Source organism: Streptomyces sp. NPDC026377 (assembly GCF_055567715.1).
On record NZ_JBVHPV010000004.1, the window covers coordinates 131,899 to 157,501 of the forward strand.

Below are 25,603 nucleotides of genomic sequence, written 5' to 3' on the forward strand. Positions count from 1 at the left end.
GGGGAGCGGGGGAGCAGGGGGGCGCGCGTGAGGGAGGCGGCCCATTCTCGTCATAGAGCCCAGAAGACGGCACCGCTGCGCCGACTGCGACCGGGGCCCGCTCCCCCGGCTGGTCCTGGACACGGGTGCCCCGCGCTGCCTGGACTGCGCCGACCTCGGGCACCTGGTGTTCCTACCGCGCGGCGACACGGCCCTGACGCGCCGCGCCCGAAAGGAGAGCACCCTCTCGGCCGTGGTGGTCCGCTTCAATCGCCGACGGCGCCGTTACGAGCGCCGGGGCGTGCTCGTCGAGGAGGCGGCGCTCGCCGCCGCCGAGGAGCGCTGCCTGGCCGACGCGCAGGCCCGCGCACGCCGCCGCGCCCGCGACGCGCGCCGGCGCGCCGCCGAGGACGTCCGCTTCACCGAGGCCCTGGAGGCCGAGATCCTGCGCCTGTTCCCCGGCTGCCCGCCCGAACGGGCCCACAGCATCGCGGTCCACGCCTCGGTACGCGGCAGCGGCCGGGTGGGCCGCACCGCAGCGGGCCGCGCGCTGGACGAGAACGCGGTGACAGCGGCGGTCCGCGCCTCCGTACGCCACCTGGACATGCCCTACGACGAACTCCTGATGGCCAGGGTGCCGCGCAACCGGGCCCGGGCACGGGTGGCGGCACTGATCGAGGGGGTGCTGGCGGGGTGGGCCGAGGGGCGGGGGCGCTGACCCGCGTGCGCCGGCCCCGTCATCGCGTGAGCGCCTCCACGGGGTCCTGGGCCGGTGTCCCCCGCGGCCACCAGTCCTCCCTCCCCGGGTCGGACTCGTACACGTACCAGAGGCCGTCGCGGCCGTAGCGGAGCTGGGTGGTGGCCGTGGAGAGGCGGTTGCGCCAGGGGCGGAAGCCGGGGTGGCCGGCGGCCGTCAGGGCCGGGCGGGCACGGTCGAACGGGCCCGCCGGCGGGTCCCAGGGGGCTTCCAGGACGGCGAGCGCCGGGAGCCCGCCCTGGCGCCAGGCGGCCACCGCGCGGGCCAGATCGGTCGGTGTGCGGCCGGTGGCCCGGGACAGCGCCGCGTACAGCGCCCGGGTCGTGGAGGTCACGCCGGAGCCGGGGTGCGCCGCCGCGAGACGCACCGCGTCCTGCCAGGTGGACAGGGGTGCGATCGGGTCCTCGCCGGTGGTCAGCAGGGCGTGCGCCCGAGCGGCCGCCTCGGTGGCCAGCAGATCGAGGGCGAGCGGGTCGGGGGCGCCCTGGAGGGTGGGGAAGGCAGGCGGATGGCCCGCGTGCTCCGGGGGCGGGAAGGGGGGCGGCAGCTCGGGCCGCGTGCCGGACCGGACCGCCTCCCGGGCGGCGACGGTGGGCAGTTCGGGCGCGGGTGCCTCCCGCTCCACGGCCGACAGGGCGGTGTTGCGGCGGGCCAGCGCGGCGAGCGTCTCCTGTTCGCCCCGGCCGCGCATCAGCAGCAGGACGAACGGGTCCTCGTCGAGAAGCCGGGCCGTCTGGTAGCAGAGCGCCGCCGCGTGCTTGCACGGGTATCCGTCGTCGGGGCAGGAGCAGTCGGGGACCAGGTCGCCGGAGGCGGGCAGCAGGTCGACCTGGTCGGCGAGGGTGTGCGGCAGGTCCTTGTCGAGCAGCGCCGCGATGTGGGAGGGGTTGCGGGCCGCCGTGTCGAGGAAGTCCTCCCACGCCGGGTCGGAGAGGGTGCGCAGGCGCAGTTCCGTACGGTACGGACGGGGGCGGGAGCCGTGTACGTACGCGGTGATGCGGCCGGGCGTGACGGTGATCGCGTCGACATGGCCCGCCTGCGCGTACCGGCGGCCACGGGCCAGCCGGGCCGGGTCCAGGGCAAGGCCCTCCAGTGCGTCGATCCAGGCCCCGCCCCACCACGTGCCGGTCCGCTCCGACCGGGCACCCAGGGCCGGGAACGTGCGGCGGCGGTCGTCGTACCGGGTCGCCGGGAGCGGACTCATACGGGCCTCCTCTCGGGGGCGGGGGCGGGGGCGCCGGGCATGGGCTTCACGGCGTGCGGCGCGGGTTGCCCGGGGGCGGCGCAGGCGGGCGTCGGCGTGGGAGGCCGGGAGGCGGGGCCGCCTGGCACCGGCGGGGGCTGCCGGAGGCACGTGTGTCCGTTCATGTGCTTCTCCGCAGGGAGATGAGGTCCGCCAGCTCGCGGTCGGTGAGCTCGGTCAGGGCGCTCTCGCCCGACCCCAGGACCGCGTCCGCCAGCGCGCGTTTCGCGGCGAGCATCTCGGCGATGCGGTCCTCCACGGTCCCTTCGGCGATCAGACGGTGGACCTGCACCGGCTGGGTCTGGCCGATGCGGTAGGCGCGGTCGGTGGCCTGCTCCTCCACGGCCGGGTTCCACCAGCGGTCGTAGTGGACGACATGGCCCGCGCGGGTGAGGTTGAGGCCGGTGCCGGCGGCCTTGAGGGAGAGGATGAAGACGGGGACCTCACCGGACTGGAACACGTCCACCAGCCGGTCCCGCTCCGTCACCGGCGTTCCGCCGTGCAGGAGCTGGGAGGGGACTCCGCGCGCGGTGAGGTGCGCGGAAAGCAGCCGGGCCATCGACACGTACTGGGTGAAGACCAGGACCGAGCCGTCCTCCGCCAGGATCGTGTCGAGCAGCTCGTCGAGGAGGGTGAGCTTGCCGGAGCGGGCGTGCAGCCGGGGCGCCGTCTCCTTCAGATACTGCGCCGGATGGTTGCAGATCTGCTTCAGGGCCGTGAGCAGCTTCATGATCAGGGCGCGGCGGGTGATGCCCTCGGCGGCCTCGACCCCGGCCATGGCCTCCCGGACGACCGCCTCGTAGAGCGAGGCCTGTTCGCGGGTGAGCGGGACCGGGTGGTCGGTCTCCGTCTTGGGCGGCAGCTCGGGCACGATGCCGGGGTCGGACTTCTTCCTGCGCAGGAGGAAGGGGCGGACCAGCCGGGCCAGCCGCTCGGCCGCCTGCGCGTCCTCGCCGTTCTCCACTGCGCGCGCGTGGCGGGCGCGGAACGACTTCAACGGGCCCAGCAGCCCGGGTGTCGTCCAGTCGAGCAGGGCCCACAGCTCGGAGAGGTTGTTCTCGACGGGAGTGCCGGTGAGGGCGATCCGCGCGGGCGCCGGGATGGTGCGCAGCGCCTTCGCCGTCGCCGAGAACGGGTTCTTCACGTGCTGCGCCTCGTCCGCGACGACCATTCCCCAGGAGTGCGCGGCCAGGTGGGGGGCGCTGCCGCGCATCGTGCCGTACGTGGTGAGGACGAAACCGCCCTCCGTCTCCAGGAGGCTGCGGTCGCTGCCGTGGAAGCGCCGCACGGGGACGCCGGGGGCGAACCGGGCGATCTCCCGCTGCCAGTTGCCGAGCAGCGAGGCCGGGCACACCACCAGGGTCGGCTCGGGACGCGCGCGCCGCAGATGGAGCGCGATCACGGTGATCGTCTTGCCCAGGCCCATGTCGTCCGCGAGGCAGCCGCCCAGGCCGAGCGAGGTCATCAGGTCCAGCCAGGCGAGCCCGCGCAGCTGGTAGTCGCGGAGCGTGGCGTCCAGGCCGGGAGGCTGGACGGTCGCCCGGGGGCCCTCGGTGAGGCGGTCGCGCAGCACGGCCAGCGCACCGGTCGGCACCGCCTCCACCGTCTCGCCGTCGACCTCGGCGGTGCCGGTGAGCGCGACGGAGAGCGCGTCCACGGGATCGAGCAGCCCCAGGTCGCGCTTGCGCGCCTTGCGGACGAGCTCGGGGTCGGCCACCACCCACTGGTCGCGCAGCCGCACGATCGGACGGTGGGCCTCGGCCAGCGTGTCCATCTCGGACTGGCTGAGCGGTTCACCGCCGAGCGCAAGCTCCCAGTTGAAGGCGAGCAGCTCCCCGGCGTCGAAGAACGCCGTGCCGTCGGTCGCAGAGCCCGGCGCGGGCCGTACGACAGCGGTGGCGCTCAGGGTCCGGGCCAGCTCGCGCGGCCAGTGCACGGCCACGCCCGCCGCGTCCAGGCGGCTCGCGGCGGAGCCGAGCAGGTCGTACAGCTCGCTCTCGGTGAGTGCCAGCACGTCCGGCACCGGCCGCTCCAGCAGCAGCCCCAACGGCGCCCAGACCCGCGCGGCCCGGCGCAGCGCGAGCAGGGCGTCGATCCGCGCGCGGGGTCCGAACGCGTCCGGCCGCGCCCCCTCCCACAGCTCCGCCGCGTCGATCACCAGGGTGGGGTCGGCGAGGCTGTGGACCTGGACGACCGCGGAGCCCGCGCGCCGGGCGTCCTCCTCGTCGCCGCTGTCGAACATCCCGTACCCGGACAGGTCCAGGCGCAGGGAGACCCGCACGCCCGCGTCCATGCCCGCCGCCGCCTCGGCCGCCCACACGCGCGCGCCGGGCAGGTGCTGGGGCGCGGCCGCCGCGAACGCCGGGCCCACGGCGTGGGCGGCGGCCGGGGTGCGCGGCAGGCCGTCCGCCACCGCGTCCAGGAACGCGCGCACCAGCGCCTCGGGGTCGGGCAGCCGCAGCGGGCCCCGGCCCGGCACCGGCACTCCGTACGCCTCGTACGGCATGGCTGCGGCGATGGCCCGGAGCTGGGCGATGTCGTCGGCGTCCAGCGGGCCCGCCCGCCAGGCGTCGTGGTCGGTCCCGGTCAGACCGGGCAGCAGCCTGCCGCGCGCGACCAGGTGCAGGGCGTGCAGCGCGGCGGCGCCCCAGCAGGCGGCCGAGGGGTGCGCGGCGGGATGGTGCCGGGCCCGGACGAGCAGGGGCAGGGCCTCGGTGACGGGCAGCAGAAGGGCCATGACGGCACGCCGTGCGGCGCCGCCGCCGTGGCGCCGCACCACGGTCAGCTCGGTGACCTCGCCCACGCCGTCGTCCGCACCGGGCAGCGGGCCGCCCGCCGGGTCCCAGAAGGCGACCTTGCCCTCACGGGGGAGCCCCGCGGGCAGGAACACCGCCGCGGCGGACACAGCGGGCCGCGCCGCGGGCGGCGTCCGCTCGGGCCGGGTCATGTCAGGTCACCTCCCCTCGTGCGCAGGGCCGTGGATCGGAGCGCGATCCACGACTGCTCCACGACCTTACGGGCGGGGTCTGACAATCGGGCACCGCGGCCTCAGCGCACCCCCTCCCACAAGGCACGTTCCGCCGGACGCGGGTCCCTGACGGCCTCGCTCGGGGTGCGGGGCGAGGCCCCGAAGACCATCGTCGTACGGGCCGCGCGGTCGTAGGCCTCCCAGCCCGGGTCGCCGGTCGTCGCGAAGGCCACCCACGCGCCGTGCATCGCGTCCGCGAGGTCCTGCGGCGGACGGTCGCCGAGCATCGGGGCGTAGACGGGGTCGCGCAGGTTGTCGAAGACGAAACCGAGCTCCGCCCCGTGGCAGGCGCCGAGATCACCGCCGTACCGCGGCGAGCGCCAGGCGAACTCGTACACCCGCGTGCCGGGGACGGACTCGGCGACGCGGATGGCCGGGATCCGGTAGAACCAGTCGGTCGCCACCGCGTCGAAGAGCTCGCCGGGGGCCGCGCCGGGACGGCTGCGGGCGTAGACGGGAAGCGCCTTGTCGGGGTCGAGTCCGTACTCCTGGGCCGTGCCGCGCAGCTTCCGTTCGCTCAGCACGCGCAGCCGCTCGGTGGGGACCAGGAAGAGGCGGTACTCCTCCCGGTTGCTGCCGACGAGCAGCTCCACCCCGCAGTCGGCGGACGGCAGCGGCAGCGCGTCCAGGACGGGCTCGAAAGGCATCATGTTGAGCACCGCCTCACCCCACAGCCCCGGGTCCGGACGGGCGCCCATGGCAGCCCGCAGTCCGGCCTGGGCGGGCAGCAGGCGTGCGAACGGGACGCGGGCGAACGCCTCGGTCAGTGCCACCCCGCTCGCCTCGATGCCCAGCTCGGCCGCGAGCCGCGCGGTGATCAGATCCGCCGTGGCGGGCCGCAGGAAGTGGTGGGCCGCGCCGCTCTGCAGGATCGCGCGGCGGAACAGTCCACGCGCGCGAGGCAGCGCGAGCAGGACGCCGATGCTCATCCCGCCCGCCGACTCGCCGAACACGGTCACGCGGTCCGGGTCGCCGCCGAAGCCCTCGATGTTGTCGCGCACCCACTCCAGGGCGGCGATCTGGTCGAGCAGCCCGCGGTTGTCCGGGCACCCCGGCAGCCGGAGGAAGCCGTCCGTGCCGAGGCGGTAGTTGACGTTGACGCAGACGACGCCGTCGCGCGCGAAGGCGGTGCCGTCGTACGCCGGGCCCACGCCGGATCCGTTGGAGAACGCGCCACCGTGCAGCCAGACCATCACCGGGAGCCCGCCGCCCGGGCCGGGGTGCGGGGTCCAGACGCTGAGGTTGAGGCAGTCCTCGCCCTGGCCGCCGTCGGCGTCCGGGATCAGAACGTCCATGGGCGGGGCGTAGGGGGCCCTGGGCGCCGAAGGGCCGTGTTCGAAGGCATCCCGTACGCCTTCCCAGGATGCGGCCGGAGCCGGTTCGCGAAACCGCAGCGGACCGAAGGGCGGGGCCGCGTACGGTACGCCCAGGAAGGCCGTCACCGTCTCGCTGACGGCCCGGCCGCGCACCGCGCCCTGCCGGGTCGCGCACACGCGCGTGGCGGACGGCTCGGCCGGTTTCCCCGGCTTCACGGACTTGGCCGGTGCGGTGAGCATGGCGGGCCCCACGGACTCGGTCGGTGCCGCCGGCTCGGTCGGCCCCAGGGGGTTGGCCTGTCCCACCGGTTCAGCCGGTCCCACCGGCCCGTTCGCTCCCACCCGTTCGGTCGGTTCCATCTGCGCCTCAGACTCCTTCGGCCAGCGTCTCCAGCAGGGCGGCGCCGAACTCCTCGGGGCGTTCGACGTGCACCGCGTGCCCTGCTCCGGGCACCGTGATCTCTCGTACAGTGCCGCCCACGCGCGCGTAAAGGGCGAGAACATGCCGTGTCTGGGCGATCATCGGCTGTGCCGGGGTGCCGTCCCAGCCGGGCACCGCGCCGATCGCGCCCAGATGGGCGAGGTCGAAGAGCGAGGTGTCGGAGACGATCACGTCGTCCTCGCCGCGCACCCAGGTGACCGGTGGCTTCGCGGGCAGCCCGGCGAGAGCGGTGTGCAGGTCGTCGAGGCGGAAGTGGTTCGGGGCGAGGCAGTTGAGCACCCCGCGCGTGCCCGGGGCGACGCCGGGCCAGGCCTCGCTGGGCTTGCTGTCACCGGGGTAGTGGTCGTCGCCGAGCCGGGTGCTCAGCATCGACTCCACGTAGTCGTCCTCCCGGTCCGGCCGCACCGGGGGCCTCACGTAGCAGCGCGCCAGCACGCTGCGGGGCGAGAGCGGGGACTCCTCGCCCCGGTCGCCCTCCGCCAGCCGCCGTACGAACTCGGGGCTGGCGGTGCCGCCGCCCGAACCGGCCCCGTCCGGCGCGTTGAGGCGGCCCTCCACCCCCCTGGTGCCGCCGAAGCCGTACGGGGACACCGGATTGACGAGTGTGAGGGACCGCACCCGGGTGGGGCGGTCCCTCATGTGTTGCAGCACCACACCCCCGCCCATGGACCAGCCGACGAAGTGTGCGCGCTCCATATGCAATGCCTCAAGGAGTGCGGACAGATCGTCGGCGTAGTCGCGCAGCCCACGGGTCGCGTCCACCGGCAGCGGGTCGGTGGCGCCGAAGCCGCGCAGATCGACGGCGACCGGCCGGTAGCGCTCGGGCAGGGCGAGCATGGCGTCCTGCCAGAAGACGGACGAGGAGACGTTTCCGTGCACGAAGACGACCGGCTCCCCCGCGTCCCTGGAGGGGTCCTCCAGGATGTGCTGGGTGAGCCGGGCGGTCGGTACCCGGCGTGCGGTGAGCGGGGGCATACGGGCCGTCCTTCGACTTCGGGCTCGACTACGGAGGTACTGGTACCGGTATCCGGTACTGGTATTGGTATTGGTACGGATGGGGCGGGGGCGGTGCGGGGCTCAGCCGAGCCAGGCGGCGACCTGCGCCTGGGAGGCGTTGTTCCAGCCCAGTTCGAGGTGGTTGGCACCGGTCACGGTGGCCTTTCCGCCGACGGTGGCGACACCGGTCGTGTCGAGCGCACTGGAGACGAAGACGACCCCGTCGCTCGGGCCGCGGTTCTCGTTGAAGATGCCCACGACGTCCGGTGAGCCGCCCGCCAGCAGGTACGTGGTGACGGAGGCGGGGACACCGGCCCTCTGCAGCGGGGCGATGAGCGAGCCCGCGTCGATGGCCGGCTGGATGCCGTCACCGGCCGTGTAGTAGCCCTGGCCTCCGTAGTACGTCGTGTACCAGTCCTGCGCCCCCTGGTCGACGCCGTACACGCCGTCCCAGCGGGCCAGCATCTGCCGCTGCCCCGGGTAGTCGTCGTAGCCGCCGGAGGGCGTCATGGAGAACTCGGGGTGCGCGGTGTAGGTGCCGTAGCAGGTCATCCGCGAGTGCGGGGAAGGCGCGTTGATCTTGCCGCCGCACTCCGGCCAGATCGAGAAGTCGTGGGCCCAGCCGTGGGCGTACGGGTAGTCGAAGCCGCCGTTGGGGCCGCCGAGGGTGATCAGCTTCCGGACGTCACCGGCGTAGGCGCGGCCCCAGGAGGGCTTGAGGGACGAGACGTACGCGCGCGTGGAGAGCTCCCCCTTGCTCCAGCCGACCAGATCCACCCGGGCCGCCCCCAGCTTCGCCTTGATGAGGGCGACGGCGTCCCCGACGGCCTGCGCCTGCATCAGGTTGTCGCCCTGCTTGTGGGCGAAGCCGATGGCGAAGACGCGGTGGCCGCGGGCGGCGAGGTACTGCATCATCCCGGTCGAGGGGCACGACAGGGCGCCGCAGCCGTAGCCGCCGGACTCGCCGGGGTTGGCCCAGGCCCGGTCGGCGGAGTCGTTGGCGCCGTGCACCAGGAGGACGGGGGTGGCCTGGGAGCCGGTGTTCCAGCCGGGTGCCGAGTAGAGCAGGAACCGGTCGGAGGTGGGGCGGGCGGCGCCGCCGAAGTACGTGACCCGGACACCGTCCTGGTTGCCCCGCCCGTCCGGCGGGTAGCCCTCGGCGGCGGCCGCCTGGAAGCCCGGCGTGGTGTCGCGGTAGCGCTCGACCTTCTCCCAGCCGTTGGTGACCGTACCGGAGCCGTACGAGGCCTCCAGGGTCAGGTACGAGGGCGGCGCGGCGGTGCCGCTCCAGGCGGCCGCGCCTCCGGCGGTGGCGGTGCTTGTGGTGGCGGTCGTGCCGTCGGCGGTGGCGTTGCCTCCGGCGGCCACGAGCGCGCCGAGTGCCGCTGTCACGGCCAGCGCCGCTCTCCATCCCCCACGGTGTCTGCTGCGCACGTCCGGGCCCCCTTGCCTAGGCTGATCTGGTTGCGACCATGACGCTAGGCAGCCGGTACATGAGTACGGGATGTGTGCGCACCACATAAGCGGGTCGGTGGCTATGGGGACCTCACGCGGGGAGTCGACCGCCGGGCCCCGCAGGGCCGGGGTCGCCCGGCCGGCCGCGCACGGGATGCCCGGGTTGCGTCGAGCGGGCAGGGTGACGGTACTGACCGCCGTACCACCGCCGTACTCCGTACAGACGAGGACCGCCCATGTCCGTGCCTGTGTCCCAGCTCGCGCCGCCCCCGTCCGAGCCGTCCCCGTCCGCGGCCCGGCGCTCCACCCGGCGGCGGTCGGGGTCCGCCAGGCGGCTCGCCCCTACCGCCGGGGCGGCGCTCCTCGCGCTGGCCGCCACGGCCTGCGCCAATCTCGACCGTACGGCGGTCGGCACCTTCTCCTACGCGACCTCGGCGGAGCGGGTTGTCAAGATCGGCAGTCCGCCGGTCAAGGGCTGTCATCGGATGGCGCCGACAGGTGCCACGGCTGTCCACAACAACACGCTGGCGGACGTCCGCCTGTACCGGACCCTTGACTGCCGCGGCAAGGAGATGACGTACGTCCCGAGCCGTCTCGGCGACAACATCGCGCCCAACACGCCGCCCTGGCGCAGCTACGCGTTCGTGCACTGACGACGCGGGGGCCGCCGGCGGGCGACCCGCCCGTCCGGGCCCCGGGCCACAGCTCGAAGCATCCGTGTCCGCCGTACCAGTGCCCGCCCGCCCGCAGATGGTCCACGACCGCGCGTTCCACGGTGGTGCGAATAACAGACGGCGACGCGATAGGTCTCGTCGGGGTAGTGGAGCACGAAGAAGTCCTTGGCCAGCGCGAGGGAGGCGTCGCCCGCCTGCGGGGTCAGCGGCCCGTGGCAGCCCGGGACGTGGATGCTGAGGCGGGCATCGCCGGGTCCGAGCGGCAGCCCGGCGGCCCGCACCGCCTGCCCGGTGCGCTCGCCGAGCCGGGTGCGCTGGAACTGCAGCCGTCCCAGCTGGGGAGCGCCCCCGGCTCCCCTGCCGCCCCCGGCTCCGCTGCCGGGCCCGCCAGACCCTCCGGGGCCGGTGGCGGGTCCGGCTGAAATCCCACGCTCCCGATCTCCCGGACGAGCGCCCGCACGGACTCCTCCAGCAGCCTGCGGGCTTCCGGCCGGTCCTCCACCCTCCGCGCGACTGCCACCAGTTCGTCGATGTCCTCGTGCGGTACGGCGAGGTCGAGCAGCGTCTCGGGCAACTCGTCCCCCACCGGTAACAGGACGTCCTCGTCCACCACGCGCGTCACCCTATGCCGCGTACGGGTGGGGAACAGGCGGAAGACCCAACAAGCCGAGCCTCACCGGACAGCCCGAACCAGCCGGCCCGTGGGTAAAATTTCCCTGGAAGAGGCGATGGCCATGCGCACTGGGAGTGAACCCTCGACCGCACGCAGTCCGCTGCGGATGCGATTCTGGCTGAGCGTGTGGGGTCTGATCTGGGCCCTGGCCGGCACGGCGGGCTTCGCTCTGGAGGGCCGCCCCGGCTGGACGGCGGCGTGCGCTGCCCTCGCCCTGCTGGTCACGATCGACCTGGCGATGATCGTTCACCACATCCACCAGGGGCCGCACTACCAGCCGGGACCGGACATCCCCCCGTACGAGCCGCCGCGACGGCGTTAGCCCTCGTCCGTCTCGAACCGGGCGGCCTCCACGTACTCCGGCTTCGGGTCCAGCGCCGCGGCGAGGCGGAAGTGGCGGACGGCCTGGTCGGGGCGGGCCGTGCGCTCGTAGGTGCGGGCCAGGGCGAAGTGGGCGAAGGCGTTGTCCGGTTCGCGCTCCAGGACCAGCTGGAACTCCAGCTCGGCCGCGCGCAGTTGCGCCGAGGCGAAGAACGCGCGGGCGCGCAGGAGGCGGGCCGCGGTGTTCTCCGGATGGGCCGCTATGACCGAGTCGAGGAGCTTGACCGCGCCGCGAGGGTCCCGGGCAGCCAGCAGCTGCTCCGCCGCGCGGAAGTCTATGACGTGCGTTTCCGGGGTGCTCTCGGCCACGGTCGGTCCTTTCCCTCGCTGCGCGTTGACAACGCACTGCCCAGTTCCCGTATTCCGTACTCCTTCCCTCCGTCACGGAGTGCGAGGCCCGCTCACAGCGCGGCGACCGCCAGGATCAGGCCGACCGCCGCCACGGCGGCTCCTGCCGCTATGAACGTGCGGTCCAGGCCGGTTCGTTCCCGGCCCAGCAGAACGACGTCGCGCGGGTCGGCCGGGTCGTAGGAGAGGTGGACGCGCCCGCCGGGAGTCAGCGGCTCACGACGTGTGGGCGGTACGGGGGACGGCAGCTCCAGGACGTGCCCGTCGGCCGTCTCGTACTGGAGGAGGGGGCGTCCGGACCCGGGCGGGGCGGGCTTGACCAGCGCCCAGACCGCGTCGCCCGCCGCCGCGACGCGCCGGGTGTGGCGCAGCCCGTAGGCGCCGGCCAGCAGCGCCACCAGCCCGCCGAAGAGCGTCAAACCCGCCAGTACGAAGAGCACACCGGGATCGTAAACCCGGGAGGTGAGGCGGTGCGGTGATTTGAGACTTCCCGCCGAGGGAGCCCTAGCGGGCGCCCGCGCGCTCCAGGAGCTCGGACCACACCTTCGCGACCTGCGGCTGAAGCGCCTCCAGTGGGCCGTCGTTGTCGATGACCAGATCCGCCACGGCGAGGCGCTGCTCGCGGTTCGCCTGGGCCGCCATCCGGGCCTCGGCCTCGGCCTTCGCCATGCCGCGCAGCCGGGTCAGCCGGTCGAGCTGGGTGGCGGGCGCGGCGTCCACGACCACCACGAGGTCGTACAGGGGCGCCAGGCCGTTCTCGGTCAGCAGCGGGACGTCGTGGACGACGACCGAGTCCGGGCCCGCGGCCGCCTCCAGCTCCGCCGAGCGCGCACCCACCAGCGGGTGGACGATGCCGTTCAGGACCGCGAGCTGCGCGGGGTCGGCGAAGACGATCGCACCCAGGGCGGGGCGGTCCAGGGTGCCGTCCGCCGCGAGGATTCCGCTGCCGAACGCCTCGACCACCGCTGCCAGGCCAGTGGTTCCGGGCTCGACGACCTCTCGGGCGATCTTGTCGGCGTCGATCAGCACCGCCCCGTAGGAGACGAGCATGCGCGACACTTCGCTCTTGCCGGCGCCGATTCCGCCGGTCAGGCCCACCTTCAGCATGAGCGGCAGCCTAGGGGATGCCGCTCGCGCCGTCGGCGACAGGTCCGCGGGTGGCGTCACCCGCGGACCCGACACCGACTACAGCAGTCGTCATCGAGCCGCTCTAGAGGTCTCCCTCGCGCTCCGCGAGGAACCGCTCGAACTCCCGGCCCAGTTCGTCGGCCGACGGCAGGTCCGCCGGTTCGGCCACCAGGTTGCCCCGGGTCTCGGCGCCCGCGACCGCGTCGTACTGGTGCTCAAGTCCCTGCACCAGCGTGACGAGTTCCTCGTCGCCCTCGCCGATCTGGCGCTCGATCTCCGTCTGGGTGCGCTGCGCTTCGGTGCGCAGCCCGTGCGCGATGCTCGGCAGCACCAGCCCGGTGGCCGCCGTGATCGCCTCCAGGGCGGTCAGCGCGGCGTCCGGGTAGGCGGAGCGCGCCACGTAGTGCGGGACGTGCGTGGCCACGCCCAGGACGTCGTGTCCGGCCTCCATCAGGCGGTACTCGATCAACGACTCGGCACTGCCGGGCACTTGCGCCTCATCGAAGGGCGAGCGGTGACCGGGCATCAGATCGGTGCGGTTGCCGTGCGGCGTGATGCCGACGGGGCGGGTGTGCGGAACGCCCATCGGGATGCCGTGGAAGTTGACCGAAAGGCGTACGCCGAGGCGCTCCACGATCTGCCGTACCGCGACGGCGAACCGCTCCCACTCCACGTCCGGCTCGGGGCCCGACATCAGCAGGAACGGCGCTCCCGTGGCGTCCTGCACCAGGCGCACCTCGATCGCGGGCGTCTCGAAGTCGGCCCAGCGGTCCCGCTTGAACGTCAACAGCGGTCGGCGGGCGCGGTAGTCGACGAGTCTGTCGTGGTCGAAGCGGGCCACCACCTGGTGGGGCAGGCTGTCCAGCAGCTTCCCGACGATCTGCTCGCCGGTCTCACCCGCATCGATGTATCCGTCGAAGTGGTACAGCATGACCAGGCCGGCCGACTCCTGCGCGAGCGCCATGTCGACGACAGCGAGGCCCTTCGGCTCCCATTCGTACAAACCCTGCGGATCAAGCACGATTACCGCTCCTCCTCGTGTTCGTAGGGAAGAACGCCCCATGCGACAGCGGCATTCCCGCGCGCGTCCGTTTCACATGCTGTTCTCACTTCGGCCGGTACGGGACCTCGGCCGCGATTTCCGGCCGCTGGTACGGACCTTGACCTGCCCACGCGCCATCCCTGCCGTCACCGGACGAGCCGCTGACCCACGACAACGCGAACACCTGTCCAACGACCGTCTACCCCGGCCATACGGTCACGGCGGGAAGGGACTGACCGACATCCCCGTCACTCCATGACGAGCACCCCGCCCGGAGAGCGTCCCGGAGTGCTGTCAGCCGGGAAAGACGTAAGGCCCGCCCCCCAATGGGGAGCGGGCCTTACATTCGGCTATCTACCGACCGGGGTCAGAGCGTCAGCTCTGGCCGCCCGCCAGCTTCTCGCGCAGGGCAGCCAGGGCCTCGTCCGACGCCAGGGCGCCGGAGTTGTCGTCCGACTCCGAGGAGTACGAACCACCCGAGATGCCGGCACCGGCGTTGCCACCGGCGGCCGGGGCGGCAGCGCCCTCGGCAGCGGCGGCCTCGTCGGCCTCGCGGGACTTGATGACCTGGGCCTGGTGCTGCTCGAAGCGCTGCTGCGCCTCGGCGTACTGGCCCTCCCACGCCTCGCGCTGGGTCTCGTAGCCCTCGAGCCAGTCGTTGGTCTCGGGGTCGAAGCCCTCGGGGTAGATGTAGTTGCCCTGGTCGTCGTACGACGCGGCCATGCCGTACAGCGTCGGGTCGAACTCGACCGAGGCCGGGTCGGAACCGAAGGACTCGTTGGCCTGCTTCAGGGACAGCGAGATCCGGCGACGCTCGAGGTCGATGTCGATGACCTTGACGAAGATCTCGTCGTTGACCTGGACGACCTGCTCCGGGATCTCCACGTGGCGCTCGGCCAGCTCGGAGATGTGGACCAGGCCCTCGATGCCCTCGTCGACGCGCACGAACGCACCGAACGGAACGAGCTTGGTGACCTTACCGGGGACGACCTGCCCGATCTGGTGCGTACGGGCGAACTGCTGCCACGGGTCCTCCTGCGTCGCCTTCAGCGACAGGGAGACACGCTCGCGGTCCATGTCGACGTCGAGGACCTCGACGGTGACTTCCTGGCCGACCTCGACAACCTCGGACGGGTGGTCGATGTGCTTCCAGGACAGCTCGGAGACGTGCACGAGACCGTCGACGCCACCCAGGTCCACGAAGGCACCGAAGTTGACGATCGAGGAGACGACGCCGGAGCGGACCTGACCCTTCTGCAGGGTGGTGAGGAACGTCTGGCGAACCTCGGACTGGGTCTGCTCGAGCCAGGCGCGGCGGGACAGGACCACGTTGTTGCGGTTCTTGTCCAGCTCGATGATCTTCGCCTCGAGCTCCTTGCCCACGTAGGGCTGGAGGTCGCGGACACGACGCATCTCGACGAGAGAGGCCGGCAGGAAGCCACGGAGGCCGATGTCGAGGATGAGACCACCCTTGACGACCTCGATGACGGTACCGGTGACGATGCCGTCTTCTTCCTTGATCTTCTCGATCGTGCCCCAGGCACGCTCGTACTGAGCGCGCTTCTTGGACAGGATCAGACGGCCTTCCTTGTCCTCCTTCTGGAGAACCAGGGCCTCGATCTCGTCGCCGACCTTGACGACCTCGTTCGGGTCGACGTCGTGCTTGATCGAGAGCTCGCGGCTCGGGATCACGCCTTCGGTCTTGTAACCGATGTCGAGCAGGACCTCGTCCCGGTCGACCTTCACGATGACGCCGTCGACGATGTCGCCGTCGTTGAAGTACTTGATCGTCTCGTCGATCGCGGCGAGGAAGGCTTCCTCGTTACCGATGTCGTTGACCGCTACCTGCGGAGTGGTAGAGGTGGTCTCGGTGCTGCTCGTCATGTGGGAAAGGGCTCCGGTTACGGACAGAAAGTCGTAGGTACTGCCACGCCGAGAGCCCGTATCGCCTCTGCAGAAGCCGGACAGCCTGGGAAGCGCCTGTCCGGGTCGGTCCGGATGGCGCCTCGACAACCGAGGGGACATACAACAGATGGAAGCGCGCCTGCTAGGTCTGAGGTGCGCAGGCTCGCAGCGCAACTTGTAGCATACGGGGGCAGCCGGACAGGGTCAATGCGCGAAGGCGCACACCCGGGGAGGATCCCCGCATTCCCGGCACAACTGAGGTTCTCCGAGGCCACGATGGCCCATGAAAGCCCAGCAGAAGTCGTTGGGCCGAACACGTGCTCGCGCTCTGCGCAAACTACAACGACGGACACGATGATCCAAGAGTACGAGGCCGAATACGAGCCCGACGCGACGCGGCGTGACGCCGACGACGCGGAGAGCAGTCGGGCCAGCCGGAGCTGGTGGGACCGGACCGCCGACGAGTACCAGACCGACCACGGAGCGTTCCTGGGGGACGACCGTTTCGTCTGGGGCCCCGAGGGGCTGGACGAGGCGGACGCGGGGCTGCTCGGCCCGGTGGAGTCACTGAAGGGGCGGGACGTCCTGGAGATCGGCGCGGGGGCGGCCCAGTGCTCGCGCTGGCTGGCCGCGCGGGGCGCCCGGCCGGTCGCCCTCGACCTCTCGCACCGCCAGCTCCAGCACGCCCTGCGCATCGACGGCGGAACGGTTCCGTTGGTGGAGGCGGACGCGGGGGCGCTCCCCTTCGCGGACGGCTCCTTCGACCTCGCGTGCTCCGCGTACGGGGCGGTCCCGTTCGTCGCGGATCCCGTTCGGGTCTTCCGTGAGGTGCGGCGGGTGCTGCGGCCCGGCGGACGCTGGGTCTTCAGCGTCACGCACCCCATCCGCTGGGCATTCCCGGACGAGCCGGGTCCGGAAGGACTGAGTGTGGCCGCCTCCTACTTCGACCGCACGCCGTACGTGGAGCAGGACCAGGCCGGGCAGGCGGTGTACGTCGAGCACCACCGGACCCTGGGCGACCGGGTCCGGGACGTGGTGGCCGGCGGTTTCCGGCTGGTCGATCTGGTCGAGCCGGAGTGGCCGGCCTGGAACACGCAGGAGTGGGGCGGCTGGTCCCCGCTGCGGGGGAACCTGATCCCGGGTACGGCGATCTTCGTGTGCGAGCGGGATTAGACGGCACCTGTCCGGGAGTGGGGCGGCGCGGCCCCACGCCTTCATTTGTCATACAAACCCACAAACCAGCTGGTCTGTGGACGACGGGAAACGGGCCCGGGCCGGGACGTACGAAACTGTGGTCGTGATCCGAACCGACGCGATCGAGCGTCTTTCCGTTCGCTATGCCGTGCCCGAGCTGCTCAGCGCACTCGACGAGCGCGGCACGGCGGTCCTGTCCGCGCCCCCGGGCACCGGCAAGACCACCCTGGTGCCGCTGGCGCTGGCCGGGCTGACCGGGGCCGGGCCGCGGCGGCGGGTGCTGGTGGCCGAGCCGCGGCGGATGGCGGTCCGGGCCGCCGCCCGCCGGATGGCCTGGCTGCTGGGCCAGGAGGTCGGAGACGCGGTCGGATTCTCCGTGCGAGGAGAGCGGCGCGCCGGACCGGGCACGGTCGTCGAAGTGGTCACCACCGGCGTCCTGCTGCAACGCCTGCAACGCGACCCGGAGCTCGCGGGGGTGGACGTGGTGCTGCTCGACGAGTGCCATGAACGCCATCTCGACGCGGACACCGCGATCGCCTTCCTCGTGGACGTCCGGGCCGCGCTGCGCCCGGAGCTCCAGCTGATCGCGGCGTCCGCCACCAGCGACGCGGAGGCCTGGTCGCAGCTTCTGACCGTGGCCGACGGCCCGGGCCCCGCCCCGGTGGTGCGCAGTACGGGACAGGGCCACGGGGCGGCGATCCGCTACGCACCGCCGCCCGCCGGAATCCGCCCGGCCCACGGCACCTGGGTGGACCCGCAGCTGCTGCGCCATGTCGCGGCGACGATCCGGTTGGCCCTGGAGGAGCACGAAGGCGATGTGCTCTGCTTCCTGCCGGGCACCGGCGAGATCGCCCGGACGGCCGGGATGCTGGACGGGGTGGAGGCGGAAGTCCTCCAATTGCACGGGCGGGCCCCGGCGGCGGTCCAGGACGCGGTGCTGCGGGGCGGCGAGGGGCGTCGGCGGGTGGTCCTGGCGACCTCCGTGGCCGAATCCAGTCTGACCGTGCCGGGCGTCCGGATCGTGGTCGACTCGGGACTGGCCCGCGAGCCGCGTGTGGACCACGCCCGGGGGCTCGGGTCCCTGGCGACCGTGTCGGTGTCGGACGCCGGGGCGACCCAGCGCCTCGGCCGCGCGGGCCGGGAGGCGTTCGGCACGGTGTACCGGTGCTGGGCGCCCGCGGACGACGCCCGTCGTCCCCGCTTCCCCTCCCCCGAGATCAAGATCGCGGACCTGGCGTCCTTCGCCCTGCGGGCCGCGTGCTGGGGCGATCCGACCGCACGGGGGCTGGCGCTGCTCGACGCCCCGCCGGCCGGGGCGATGGCGGCCGCCTGTTCCGTGCTGACCGCGATCGGCGCGGTGGACGAGGGCGGCCGGGCCACCGAGCGGGGCGTGCGGATGGCCCGGCTCGGGGTGCATCCCCGGCTGGCCCGCGCTCTCCTCGACGGCACGGCCGAGGTGGGCGCGCGCCGGGCGGCCGAGGTGGTGGCGCTCCTGAGTGAGGAGCCGCCGAGGGAGTACGGGGACGACCTGGCAGCGGCGTGGCGCACGGCCCGCCGGGGCGGCGACGGCTACGGGGCGCGCTGGCGCCAGGAGGTACGGCGGCTGACTTCGGCGGTCACGGGCGCGGGGTCCGGATCCCCGCCGCCCGGGAGCTCCGGCGCCGGGAGCCCGCCGGGGTTGGGGGCGGGGCGTGGAGCGGGGCCGGGTTCGGGCTCGGTTTCGGGTTCGGTTTCCGGTTCCGGTCCGGGTTCGGTTTCGGGTCCGGATGCCGGCTCGATTTCCGGTCCAGTTTCCGGCTCGGGTTCCGGCTCGGGTTCCGGCTCGGGTTCCGGCTCCGGGGCGCGGTCGGACGATGCCGTCGCCGGGCTGGTCACCGCGCTGGCGTTTCCGGAGCGGGTGGCCCGGGCTCGGGGTGAGGGCTCGTTCTTGATGGTGTCCGGCACTCGGGCGGAGCTGGGTCAGGGGTCCGGGCTGCGCAGTGCGGAGTGGCTCGCGGTGGCCGTGGCGGACCGGCCGGTGCAGGCCGCCTCGGCGCGGGTGCGGCTGGCCGCCGTCGTGGACGAGGGCATCGCGCGCTCCGTGGCCGGGCCGCTGGGGGCCGAGGGTGAGGAGGTGCGCTGGGAGGACGGCGATGTGGTCGCCCGGCGGGTCGCTCGGCTGGGCGCGGTGGAGCTGTCGGTGCGGGCGCTGAAGCAGCCCGACCCCGCCCTGGTACGCCAGGCGCTCCTGGACGGGCTGGCGAGGGAGGGCACCGGGCTGCTGCGGTGGTCCCGGGAGGCAGTGGGGCTCCGGGAGCGGTTGGCGTTCCTGCACCGGACGCTGGGCGAGCCGTGGCCGGACGTGTCGGAGGAGGCGCTGCTCGCGCGGGCCGAGGAGTGGCTGGAGCCGGAGCTGTCGCGGGCGCGGCGCCGGGCGGATCTGGGACGGCTGGACGCGGGGCAGGCGCTGCCACGGCTGCTGCCGTGGGCGGGCGGCGAGGCGGCGCGGCTGGACGAGCTGGCCCCGGAGCGCATCGAGGTGCCGAGCGGGTCACGGATCAGGGTGGAGTACGGGGGCGCCCAGCCGGTGCTCGCGGTGAAGCTCCAGGAGATGTTCGGGCTGGAGGGAACACCGGAGGTCGCCGGGGTTCCCGTGCTCATACATCTGCTGTCCCCGGCGGGCCGGCCCGCCGCCGTCACCGCCGACCTGGCGAACTTCTGGCGGGAGGGGTACCGCGCGGTCCGCGCCGAGCTGCGCGGGCGCTACCCCAAGCACCCCTGGCCGGAGGACCCCTCACAGGCCCGGCCGACGCGCCACACCAACGCCCGGATCAGGCGCTGACCCGCACATGCACAAGCCGGTGTCCGTCGCGGCCTCCAGGTGCCGAGGTCACGCTCCGACCGGCTCGGGTTCGGTGCGGGCCGTCGGGGCCGGGGCGGCGGGGCGGCGGCCGCGGGCCTCCAGCCAGAGGGAGAAGGTGAGCAGCGCGGCCCCGAGTCCGGCGAAGCCCCAGGGGAGGTAGGAGGTGAGCAGCAGGACCAGCGTGCGGTTCTTCTTGATCAGCGCGACCGTGTGGTCGACGTAGTCCTCACGCATCTTCACATGACCCGAGAAGGCGGTGATCTTGTCTTGGCCGAACAGAGCCTGGGCGTTGCGGAGCTCCTCCTGATGGATCTCCTCGCCGTTGACCGGTCCGCCGGTCACGGGGTCGACCCAGAACATCCGCTTGGTGGAGTACCACCGGGTCAGCCCGGTCTGCTTGGCGACCTCGGGGGTGACGCCGAGGGGCATCGCCTTGGGGAAGGGGACCTGGGTCCAGGGGACGGTCTGTTCGAAGTAGTAGACCTTCAGTCCGTGGAAGGTGACCGTGCCCTGGTAGTGGATGGGAGCGGTGGTGCGGGTCTGGGCGTCGAAGTACTCGTAGTCCCGTTTCTCGGTGAGGAAGGGCCACTTGAACTCCAGCCCCTCGCGCTTGACCGGGTCACCGTCGACCATCTCGCCGGTGGCGTGGACGGGGGCCTGGCTGTGGGCGTCGAAGACATAGCGTTCGGGAATCCTGGAGACGAACTTGCCCTTGTCGTCGAGGACATATGAGAGCGCGTCCCACACGACGACGTCCCTGCCCGCGGTCTTCTCGATCTTCCGGGACTCCTCGACGTTGCCCTTGAGGGTCTGCACGATGGTCACCTTGGGGACCGTCACGGACGTGAACCGCTGGTAGTCGATGAGGGTGGCGTTCTTCGCCTCCAGGACCGTCTCCTGGTACTGGCTGGGCGGGACCTTGGCGAGCCGGGGGAAGGCATACCAGCGCAGCAGCGGTGAGAGGGCCGCGAAGAAGACGGCGAGGGCGAGCAGGATCAGGCTGGCTTTGCGTCGCATGCGGCCGGCTCTCCTCTCCTTCTTTCACTGCTTCTACTTCTTCTACTGCTTCCCGGGCGGGACGGCCCCGGGGGCGGTGGGGACGGCGGTGAGCAGGGGCTTGGGCGAGGTGGTGCCCTCGGGGCCGCCGATCGCCGAGACGGTCAGCACGATGGCGAGGGCGGCGGCGAGCCCGATGGCCGCGGCGACGAGGGCGCGCATGCTCGGCCTCCCGGAGCTGATGGGGCGTCAGGATTGGGCACGGTAGCAACGCGGGGGTGAGATGAGAACACACGGGACCGCCCCCGCTGCACTGGCGGCAGCGGGGGCGGTCCGGGGGCGACGGCGGCGGGGGACCGCGGAAGGTGAGGCGGTCAGGCGACCTTGAGCTGGACGTCAAGGGTGGCGCCGCCGGGGGTGGTGAGGCGGAGCACGAAGGTCCCGGTCTGGCCGTCCGCATAGATCTTGGGGAGCCGCAGCACGCCCTTGGCGTCGGTCTTCAGGTCCTTCAGGGACCGGAGGGGGTTGCCCTTCTCGTCCTTGAAGTAGGGGCCCTTGTCGTTGACCTTGGCGTCGGCGGCCGGGGTGCCGGTGGCGGGCGCCTCCGGGGTGACGATCATCGTGGCGGCGACGGCGATACCGGGGACGACGGCTCCCTTGTACGTGGCCTTGACCTCCACGTAGTCGGCGAACTCGGCGCCCGGGGCCGCCGTCAGCGCCTTGGTGTCGGTGCGCGTGAGGGCATCCGCCTGGCGGGCGTTGACCGTGGCGGTCCACTTGATCTCGGGCAGGGAGGTGCCGACGACGGTGGCCCGGACGGTGAAGGTGCCGCTCTGCTCACCCGCCCGCAGTGCGGGGGCGATGGCGCGGCCGTCGGGGCCGGTGGTGACCGTGACCTGGGTGGCGCCGTCCGGGAAGCGGGCGTCGGTGGTGCCGGTGATCTGGAAGCGGACGGTGGCCTTGCCCATCGGCCGGCCCAACTGGTCCTTGACCCGCGCCGTGGGCCGGCCCTCGAACGAGGAGCCCGCGGTGGTCGTCAGGGCCGCGGTGCCCGCGTCCTCGAAGGTGCTCGCCTGCTTCGACGGCAGCGGCCTGGGCGAGCCGGGCTCGCTCGGGGTGGGCTTGGAGGGCCTCGGGTGCGTCGGCGTGGGGCTCGGCCTGGACGGGGTCGGCTTGTGCGCCGGCGTCGGGGTGGAGGTCGTCGGGTGCGGGGCCGGGACCGGGACCGTGCGGGCGGGGCGGCGGGCCGGGGTGTCGCTGCGGCTGCCCGGCAGCACGCCCGTACCGTTCGGGATCTCGTGCGTGCCGCGCTTGTAGTAGTCGAACCACGACTGGACCGTGGTCAGGTACGCGTTGGAGTGGTTGTAGCTCAGGATCGCCTTGTCCAGGTGGGACTGGATGGCGAGGTCGCGGTTGCCGCACAGGTAGTAGGCGGTGGCCAGCGAGGCGTCGTAGATGTTGTTGGGGTCCTTGCGGCCATCGCCGTTGCCGTCGCGGCCGGAGCTCGCCCAGGTGGAGGGGATGAACTGCATGGGGCCGACGGCGCGGTCATGGACCGAGTCGCCGTCGTAGACACCGCTGTCGGTGTCGGTGATGTTCGCGAAGCCGGCGCCGTTGAGGACCGGGCCCAGGATCGGGCTGAGGGTGGTGCCGTTCGCGTCGACGCGGCCGCCGTTGGCCTGGCCGGACTCGACCTTGCCGATGGCAGCGAGTATCTCCCAGGAGAGGTGGCAGGAGGCCCGGTCGCGGGCGAGCTCGGCCTCGGCCCTCTTGTAGGCGTCGAGAATCGTCGCGGGTATGCCCTGCTGGTCGGCGCCGAGGACGGGCGAGCCGGTGGCCGGGGCGGCCGGCGGGTTCGGCGAGACGAGGGGCGGGAGGTCCGTGTAGTACGGCGAGTTGCCGCTCGCCGGGGCTCCGGGGGGAGGCGTCGGGGTGCCGGACGCCGCGTGTTCACCCGCCGGGTCGTTGGCCAGGACGCCCGGGCCCTGGGAGGCGGAGAGCGCCGCCACCGCCGCAGCGGCCACAGCGGTCGTGGTCGCCCCCTTGCGCAGCCGTCGACCGATCTGCGGTGCCATGTGTCCAGCCCCTCCCCGTGGTCAGCAGTTCGCGCTCCCCAGCGCAGGCTCCTGGAGACCCTAACGGACCCACCGGGTGCCGCGACACCGCCCCTTGACCCTTATTCACCTTTTCACCGCTTCGTCACCCGGGAGCCGCCCCGGATATCCCGGATATGGCGAAGAATCGGTTTCCGCTCGACGCCACCATGGGCTACCGCTGGGCCACCGCACCCGGGGCGCCGCCCGGCGGCTGCCGCGCGGCGGCCTGCCCGCCGGATGCGGCTCCCGGCGGGCAGGTCCTTCGCGGCCCGTCCCTCCGGGCCCCCTGTCAGTGCGCGGCGGACTCCCAGTCCGCGCCCGCGCCCACCGACACGTCCAGCGGGGCGCGCAGCGACACCGCCGAGGCCATCTCCCGGCGGACCAGGGCCTCGACCTTCTCGCGCTCGCCCGGGGCGATCTCCAGGACGATTTCGTCGTGCACCTGGAGCAGCAGCCGGGAGTCGAGCGCCGCCTCGGTCAGTGCCCGGTCCACCCGCAGCATGGCGACCTTGACGATGTCCGCCGCCGTGCCCTGGATAGGGGCGTTGAGCGCCATCCGCTCGGCCATCTCGCGGCGCTGGCGGTTGTCGCTGTTGAGGTCCGGCAGATAGCGGCGGCGGCCCAGCATCGTCTCCGTGTATCCGGTCGCCCTGGCCTCCTCCACCACCCGCTGGAGGTAGTCCCGTACGCCGCCGAAGCGCTCGAAGAAGGTGTCCATCAGGCCGCGCGCCTCGGCCGCCTCGATGTTCAGCTGCTGGGAGAGGCCGAACGCGGAGAGGCCGTAGGCGAGGCCGTAGGACATGGCCTTGATCTTGCGGCGCATCTCCGGATCGACCTGGGTCTTGTCGACGCCGAAGACCTGGGACGCGACCGTGGTGTGCAGGTCCTCGCCCGAGGTGAAGGCCTCGATGAGGCCCGCGTCCTCCGAGAGGTGGGCCATCACCCGAAGCTCGATCTGGCTGTAGTCGGCGGTGAGCAGCGACTCGAAGCCCTCGCCGACCACGAAGCCGCGGCGGATGGCGCGGCCCTCGTCCGTACGCACCGGAATGTTCTGGAGGTTGGGGTCGGTGGAGGAGAGGCGGCCGGTCGCGGCCACCGTCTGGTTGAAGGTGGTGTGGATGCGGCCGTCCGCGGCGACGGTCTTGATCAGACCCTCGACGGTGACGCGCAGCTTCGCCTGCTCGCGGTGGCGCAGCATGATGACCGGCAGCTCGTGCTCGGTCTGGGCGGCCAGCCACGCCAGCGCGTCTGCGTCCGTCGTGTAGCCCGTCTTGGTCTTCTTGGTCCTGGGCAGGGCGAGCTCGCCGAAGAGGACTTCCTGGAGCTGCTTGGGCGAGCCCAGGTTGAACTCGTGGCCCACCGAGGCGTGGGCCTCCTTCACGGCCTGCTGCACCGCCCCCGCGAACTGCTGCTCCATCGCCTCCAGATGGGGGCGGTCGGCCGCGATGCCGTATCGCTCCATCTTGGCGAGGAGGGCCGAGGTGGGCAGCTCCACGTCGTGGAGCAGGTCGGCCGCGCCGACCTCCTTGAGCCGCTCGGTGAAGGCCTCCCCCAGGTCCAGGACCGCGCGCGCCTGGGTCATCAGGGCCTCGGCCTCGGCCTGGTCGTCGCTGCCGAAGGCGAGCTGTCCGTCGACGGCCGCCGGGGCGAGCTCGCGGCCCAGGTACTCCACGGCCAGCGCGTCCAGGGCGAAGGAACGGCGGCCGGGCTTGACCAGATACGCGGCGAGCGCCGTGTCCATGGTGACGCCCGCGACGCTCCAGCCGTGCTCGGGGAAGACCCGCATCGCGGCCTTGGCGTTGTGCAGGACCTTCGGCCTTGCGGCGTCCGCGATCCAGGCGGCGAAGGCGCGCTCGTCCGCCTCGTCGAGCTCGGAGGGGTCGAACCAGGCGGCGGGACCGTCGGCGGCGGCCAGCGCGATCTCGCTCACACTGCCGGTGCCCAGCGCCCAGGCGTCGACGGTGGCCAGGCCCAGCGGTCCCGAGCCGTGCTCGGCGAGCCAGGGGGCGAGCTCGCCCGCGCCCAGCACCGCGCCGTCCAGCTCCACGCCGGCGGCGGGGGCCGGGGCCTCCTGCTCGCCCGCGCCCGGGTCGACCGCGAGCAGCCGCTCGCGCAGCGACGCGTTGCGGATCTCCAGCACGTCCAGGACGCCGATCAGCGCCGTACGGTCGTACGGCAGGCGCTCCAGGTCGGCGGGGCCCTTGGGGAGCTCCACATCGCGCACCATCTCGGTGAGGCGGCGGTTGAGGCTGACGGACTCCAGGTGGTCCCTGAAGTTCTGCCCGGCCTTGCCCTTGACCTCGTCCGCGCGCGCGACCAGCTGCTCGAAGGAGCCGAACTGGTTGATCCACTTCGCGGCGGTCTTCTCGCCCACGCCCGGGATGCCCGGCAGGTTGTCGGACGGGTCGCCGCGCAGCGCCGCGAAGTCCGGATACTGCTGAGGGGTCAGGCCGTACTTCTCCTCGACCTTCTCCGGGGTGAAGCGGGTCAGCTCGGAGACGCCCTTGGTGGGGTAGAGCACGGTCACGTGCTCGGAGACCAGCTGGAAGGAGTCGCGGTCGCCGGTGACGATGAGCACCTCGAAGCCCTCGGCCTCGGCCTGGGTGGCGAGCGTCGCGATGACGTCGTCGGCCTCGAAGCCCTCGGTCGCGAAGCGCGGCGCGTTCATCGCGTCCAGGAGCTCGCCGATCAGCTCGACCTGGCCGCGGAACTCGTCGGGGGTCTTGGAGCGGTTCGCCTTGTACTCCGGGAACTCCTCGGCGCGCCAGGTCTTGCGCGACACGTCGAACGCCACCGCGAAATGCGTGGGCGTCTCGTCACGCAGCGTGTTCGCCAGCATCGACATGAAGCCGTACACGGCGTTGGTCGGCTGACCCGCCCCGGTCGTGAAATTCTCCGCGGGCAGCGCGAAGAACGCCCGGTACGCCAGGGAGTGCCCGTCCATGAGGAGCAGGCGCGGTCGGTTGTCAGGGGTCTTCTTCGATGCCGTCTCAGCCACGTCCCCGATCCTGCCACGCCCCACTGACAATCCCCGCCAGTGCGGAGCGGGGACCGTGCCGGGACCGTTGTCAGTGGTCCGTGACAGGATCGGAACCGTACGTATCGCAC

21 protein-coding genes are annotated in these 25,603 nt (G+C 72.8%); 5 read left to right on the forward strand and 16 right to left on the reverse strand.

Annotated features, from left to right (window positions below):
• Positions 1-43 precede the first annotated feature (43 nt).
• Positions 44-697: a DUF2293 domain-containing protein gene (locus ACZ4MU_RS10930; protein WP_467874629.1), complete on the forward strand. Its 654-nt coding sequence runs from the start codon at positions 44-46 to the stop codon at positions 695-697.
• A gap of 19 nt (positions 698-716) precedes the next feature.
• On the opposite strand, the gene ACZ4MU_RS10935 is transcribed toward ACZ4MU_RS10930, so the two are convergent.
• The 5 genes from ACZ4MU_RS10935 to ACZ4MU_RS10955 all read right to left on the reverse strand — a co-directional run bounded on the left by ACZ4MU_RS10935 (position 717) and on the right by ACZ4MU_RS10955 (position 9,153).
• Positions 717-1,940, reverse strand: a complete 1,224-nt coding sequence (locus ACZ4MU_RS10935) for an SWIM zinc finger family protein (protein WP_467873874.1) — start codon at positions 1,938-1,940, stop codon at positions 717-719.
• A gap of 160 nt (positions 1,941-2,100) precedes the next feature.
• Complete coding sequence (locus ACZ4MU_RS10940) at positions 2,101-4,926, reverse strand: DEAD/DEAH box helicase (protein ID WP_467873876.1); 2,826 nt, start codon at positions 4,924-4,926, stop codon at positions 2,101-2,103.
• Between the two features lie 101 nt (positions 4,927-5,027).
• Entirely contained in the window at positions 5,028-6,683 is a 1,656-nt protein-coding gene (locus ACZ4MU_RS10945) for a carboxylesterase/lipase family protein (RefSeq protein WP_467873879.1), read from the reverse strand.
• A gap of 7 nt (positions 6,684-6,690) precedes the next feature.
• Complete coding sequence (locus tag ACZ4MU_RS10950; RefSeq protein ID WP_467873881.1) at positions 6,691-7,740, reverse strand: alpha/beta fold hydrolase; 1,050 nt, start codon at positions 7,738-7,740, stop codon at positions 6,691-6,693.
• Positions 7,741-7,842: 102 nt separating this feature from the next.
• Positions 7,843-9,153 carry an esterase/lipase family protein gene (locus ACZ4MU_RS10955; protein ID WP_467873883.1) on the reverse strand — a complete coding sequence of 437 codons (1,311 nt, stop codon included), beginning with the start codon at positions 9,151-9,153 and terminating at the stop codon, positions 7,843-7,845.
• Between the two features lie 299 nt (positions 9,154-9,452).
• Here ACZ4MU_RS10955 and ACZ4MU_RS10960 point away from each other — a divergent pair, with 299 nt between their 5' ends.
• On the forward strand, positions 9,453-9,869 hold the full coding sequence (locus ACZ4MU_RS10960; RefSeq protein WP_467873885.1) for a hypothetical protein: 417 nt from the start codon (positions 9,453-9,455) through the stop codon (positions 9,867-9,869).
• Here the strand turns inward: ACZ4MU_RS10960 and ACZ4MU_RS10965 are convergent.
• Together ACZ4MU_RS10965 and ACZ4MU_RS10970 are read right to left on the reverse strand one after the other, a co-directional pair.
• A complete protein-coding gene (locus tag ACZ4MU_RS10965) occupies positions 9,851-10,171 on the reverse strand; it encodes a hypothetical protein (RefSeq protein ID WP_467873888.1) in 321 nt (106 codons plus the stop codon). The genes ACZ4MU_RS10960 and ACZ4MU_RS10965 overlap by 19 nt on opposite strands.
• Entirely contained in the window at positions 10,093-10,503 is a 411-nt protein-coding gene (locus ACZ4MU_RS10970) for an acyltransferase domain-containing protein (protein ID WP_467873890.1), read from the reverse strand. Before ACZ4MU_RS10970 ends, ACZ4MU_RS10965 begins: the two co-directional genes overlap by 79 nt.
• A 121-nt stretch (positions 10,504-10,624) precedes the next feature.
• On the opposite strand from ACZ4MU_RS10970, the gene ACZ4MU_RS10975 reads away from it, so the two are divergent.
• A complete protein-coding gene (locus ACZ4MU_RS10975; RefSeq protein ID WP_365113558.1) occupies positions 10,625-10,885 on the forward strand; it encodes a DUF6343 family protein in 261 nt (86 codons plus the stop codon).
• Here the strand turns inward: ACZ4MU_RS10975 and ACZ4MU_RS10980 are convergent.
• From ACZ4MU_RS10980 to rpsA, 5 genes are all read right to left on the reverse strand, one after another.
• Entirely contained in the window at positions 10,882-11,253 is a 372-nt protein-coding gene (locus tag ACZ4MU_RS10980) for a tetratricopeptide repeat protein (protein ID WP_467873893.1), read from the reverse strand. The genes ACZ4MU_RS10975 and ACZ4MU_RS10980 overlap by 4 nt on opposite strands.
• Before the next feature lie 92 nt (positions 11,254-11,345).
• Positions 11,346-11,732, reverse strand: a complete 387-nt coding sequence (locus ACZ4MU_RS10985) for a DUF3592 domain-containing protein (RefSeq protein WP_467873895.1) — start codon at positions 11,730-11,732, stop codon at positions 11,346-11,348.
• A 64-nt stretch (positions 11,733-11,796) separates the two neighbouring features.
• Positions 11,797-12,399, reverse strand: a complete 603-nt coding sequence (coaE, locus tag ACZ4MU_RS10990) for a dephospho-CoA kinase (RefSeq protein WP_467873898.1) — start codon at positions 12,397-12,399, stop codon at positions 11,797-11,799.
• A gap of 103 nt (positions 12,400-12,502) precedes the next feature.
• Complete coding sequence (locus ACZ4MU_RS10995; RefSeq protein ID WP_467874631.1) at positions 12,503-13,384, reverse strand: PAC2 family protein; 882 nt, start codon at positions 13,382-13,384, stop codon at positions 12,503-12,505.
• Between the two features lie 453 nt (positions 13,385-13,837).
• Positions 13,838-15,346: a 30S ribosomal protein S1 gene (gene rpsA / locus ACZ4MU_RS11000; protein WP_467873901.1), complete on the reverse strand. Its 1,509-nt coding sequence runs from the start codon at positions 15,344-15,346 to the stop codon at positions 13,838-13,840.
• Positions 15,347-15,721: 375 nt separating this feature from the next.
• Between rpsA and ACZ4MU_RS11005 the strand changes: the two genes are divergently transcribed.
• A complete protein-coding gene (locus ACZ4MU_RS11005; protein WP_467873903.1) occupies positions 15,722-16,540 on the forward strand; it encodes a class I SAM-dependent methyltransferase in 819 nt (272 codons plus the stop codon).
• Positions 16,541-16,664: 124 nt separating this feature from the next.
• Positions 16,665-19,382: an ATP-dependent RNA helicase gene (locus tag ACZ4MU_RS11010; protein WP_467873905.1), complete on the forward strand. Its 2,718-nt coding sequence runs from the start codon at positions 16,665-16,667 to the stop codon at positions 19,380-19,382.
• Between the two features lie 48 nt (positions 19,383-19,430).
• Here ACZ4MU_RS11010 and pgfA read toward each other — a convergent pair whose 3' ends face one another.
• The 4 genes from pgfA to polA form a co-directional block, all read right to left on the reverse strand.
• Entirely contained in the window at positions 19,431-20,420 is a 990-nt protein-coding gene (gene pgfA, locus ACZ4MU_RS11015) for a cell envelope lipid trafficking protein PgfA (RefSeq protein ID WP_467873908.1), read from the reverse strand.
• A 42-nt stretch (positions 20,421-20,462) separates the two neighbouring features.
• Positions 20,463-20,621 carry an SPW_0924 family protein gene (locus ACZ4MU_RS11020; RefSeq protein ID WP_467873911.1) on the reverse strand — a complete coding sequence of 53 codons (159 nt, stop codon included), beginning with the start codon at positions 20,619-20,621 and terminating at the stop codon, positions 20,463-20,465.
• Positions 20,622-20,773: 152 nt separating this feature from the next.
• Positions 20,774-22,474 (reverse strand): lytic transglycosylase domain-containing protein, encoded by a 1,701-nt coding sequence (locus ACZ4MU_RS11025; RefSeq protein ID WP_467873914.1) that lies wholly within the window; start codon positions 22,472-22,474, stop codon positions 20,774-20,776.
• A gap of 310 nt (positions 22,475-22,784) precedes the next feature.
• Positions 22,785-25,493, reverse strand: coding sequence for a DNA polymerase I (gene polA, locus ACZ4MU_RS11030; protein ID WP_467873917.1), 2,709 nt, complete (start codon positions 25,491-25,493; stop codon positions 22,785-22,787).
• Positions 25,494-25,603: the final 110 nt, after the last annotated feature.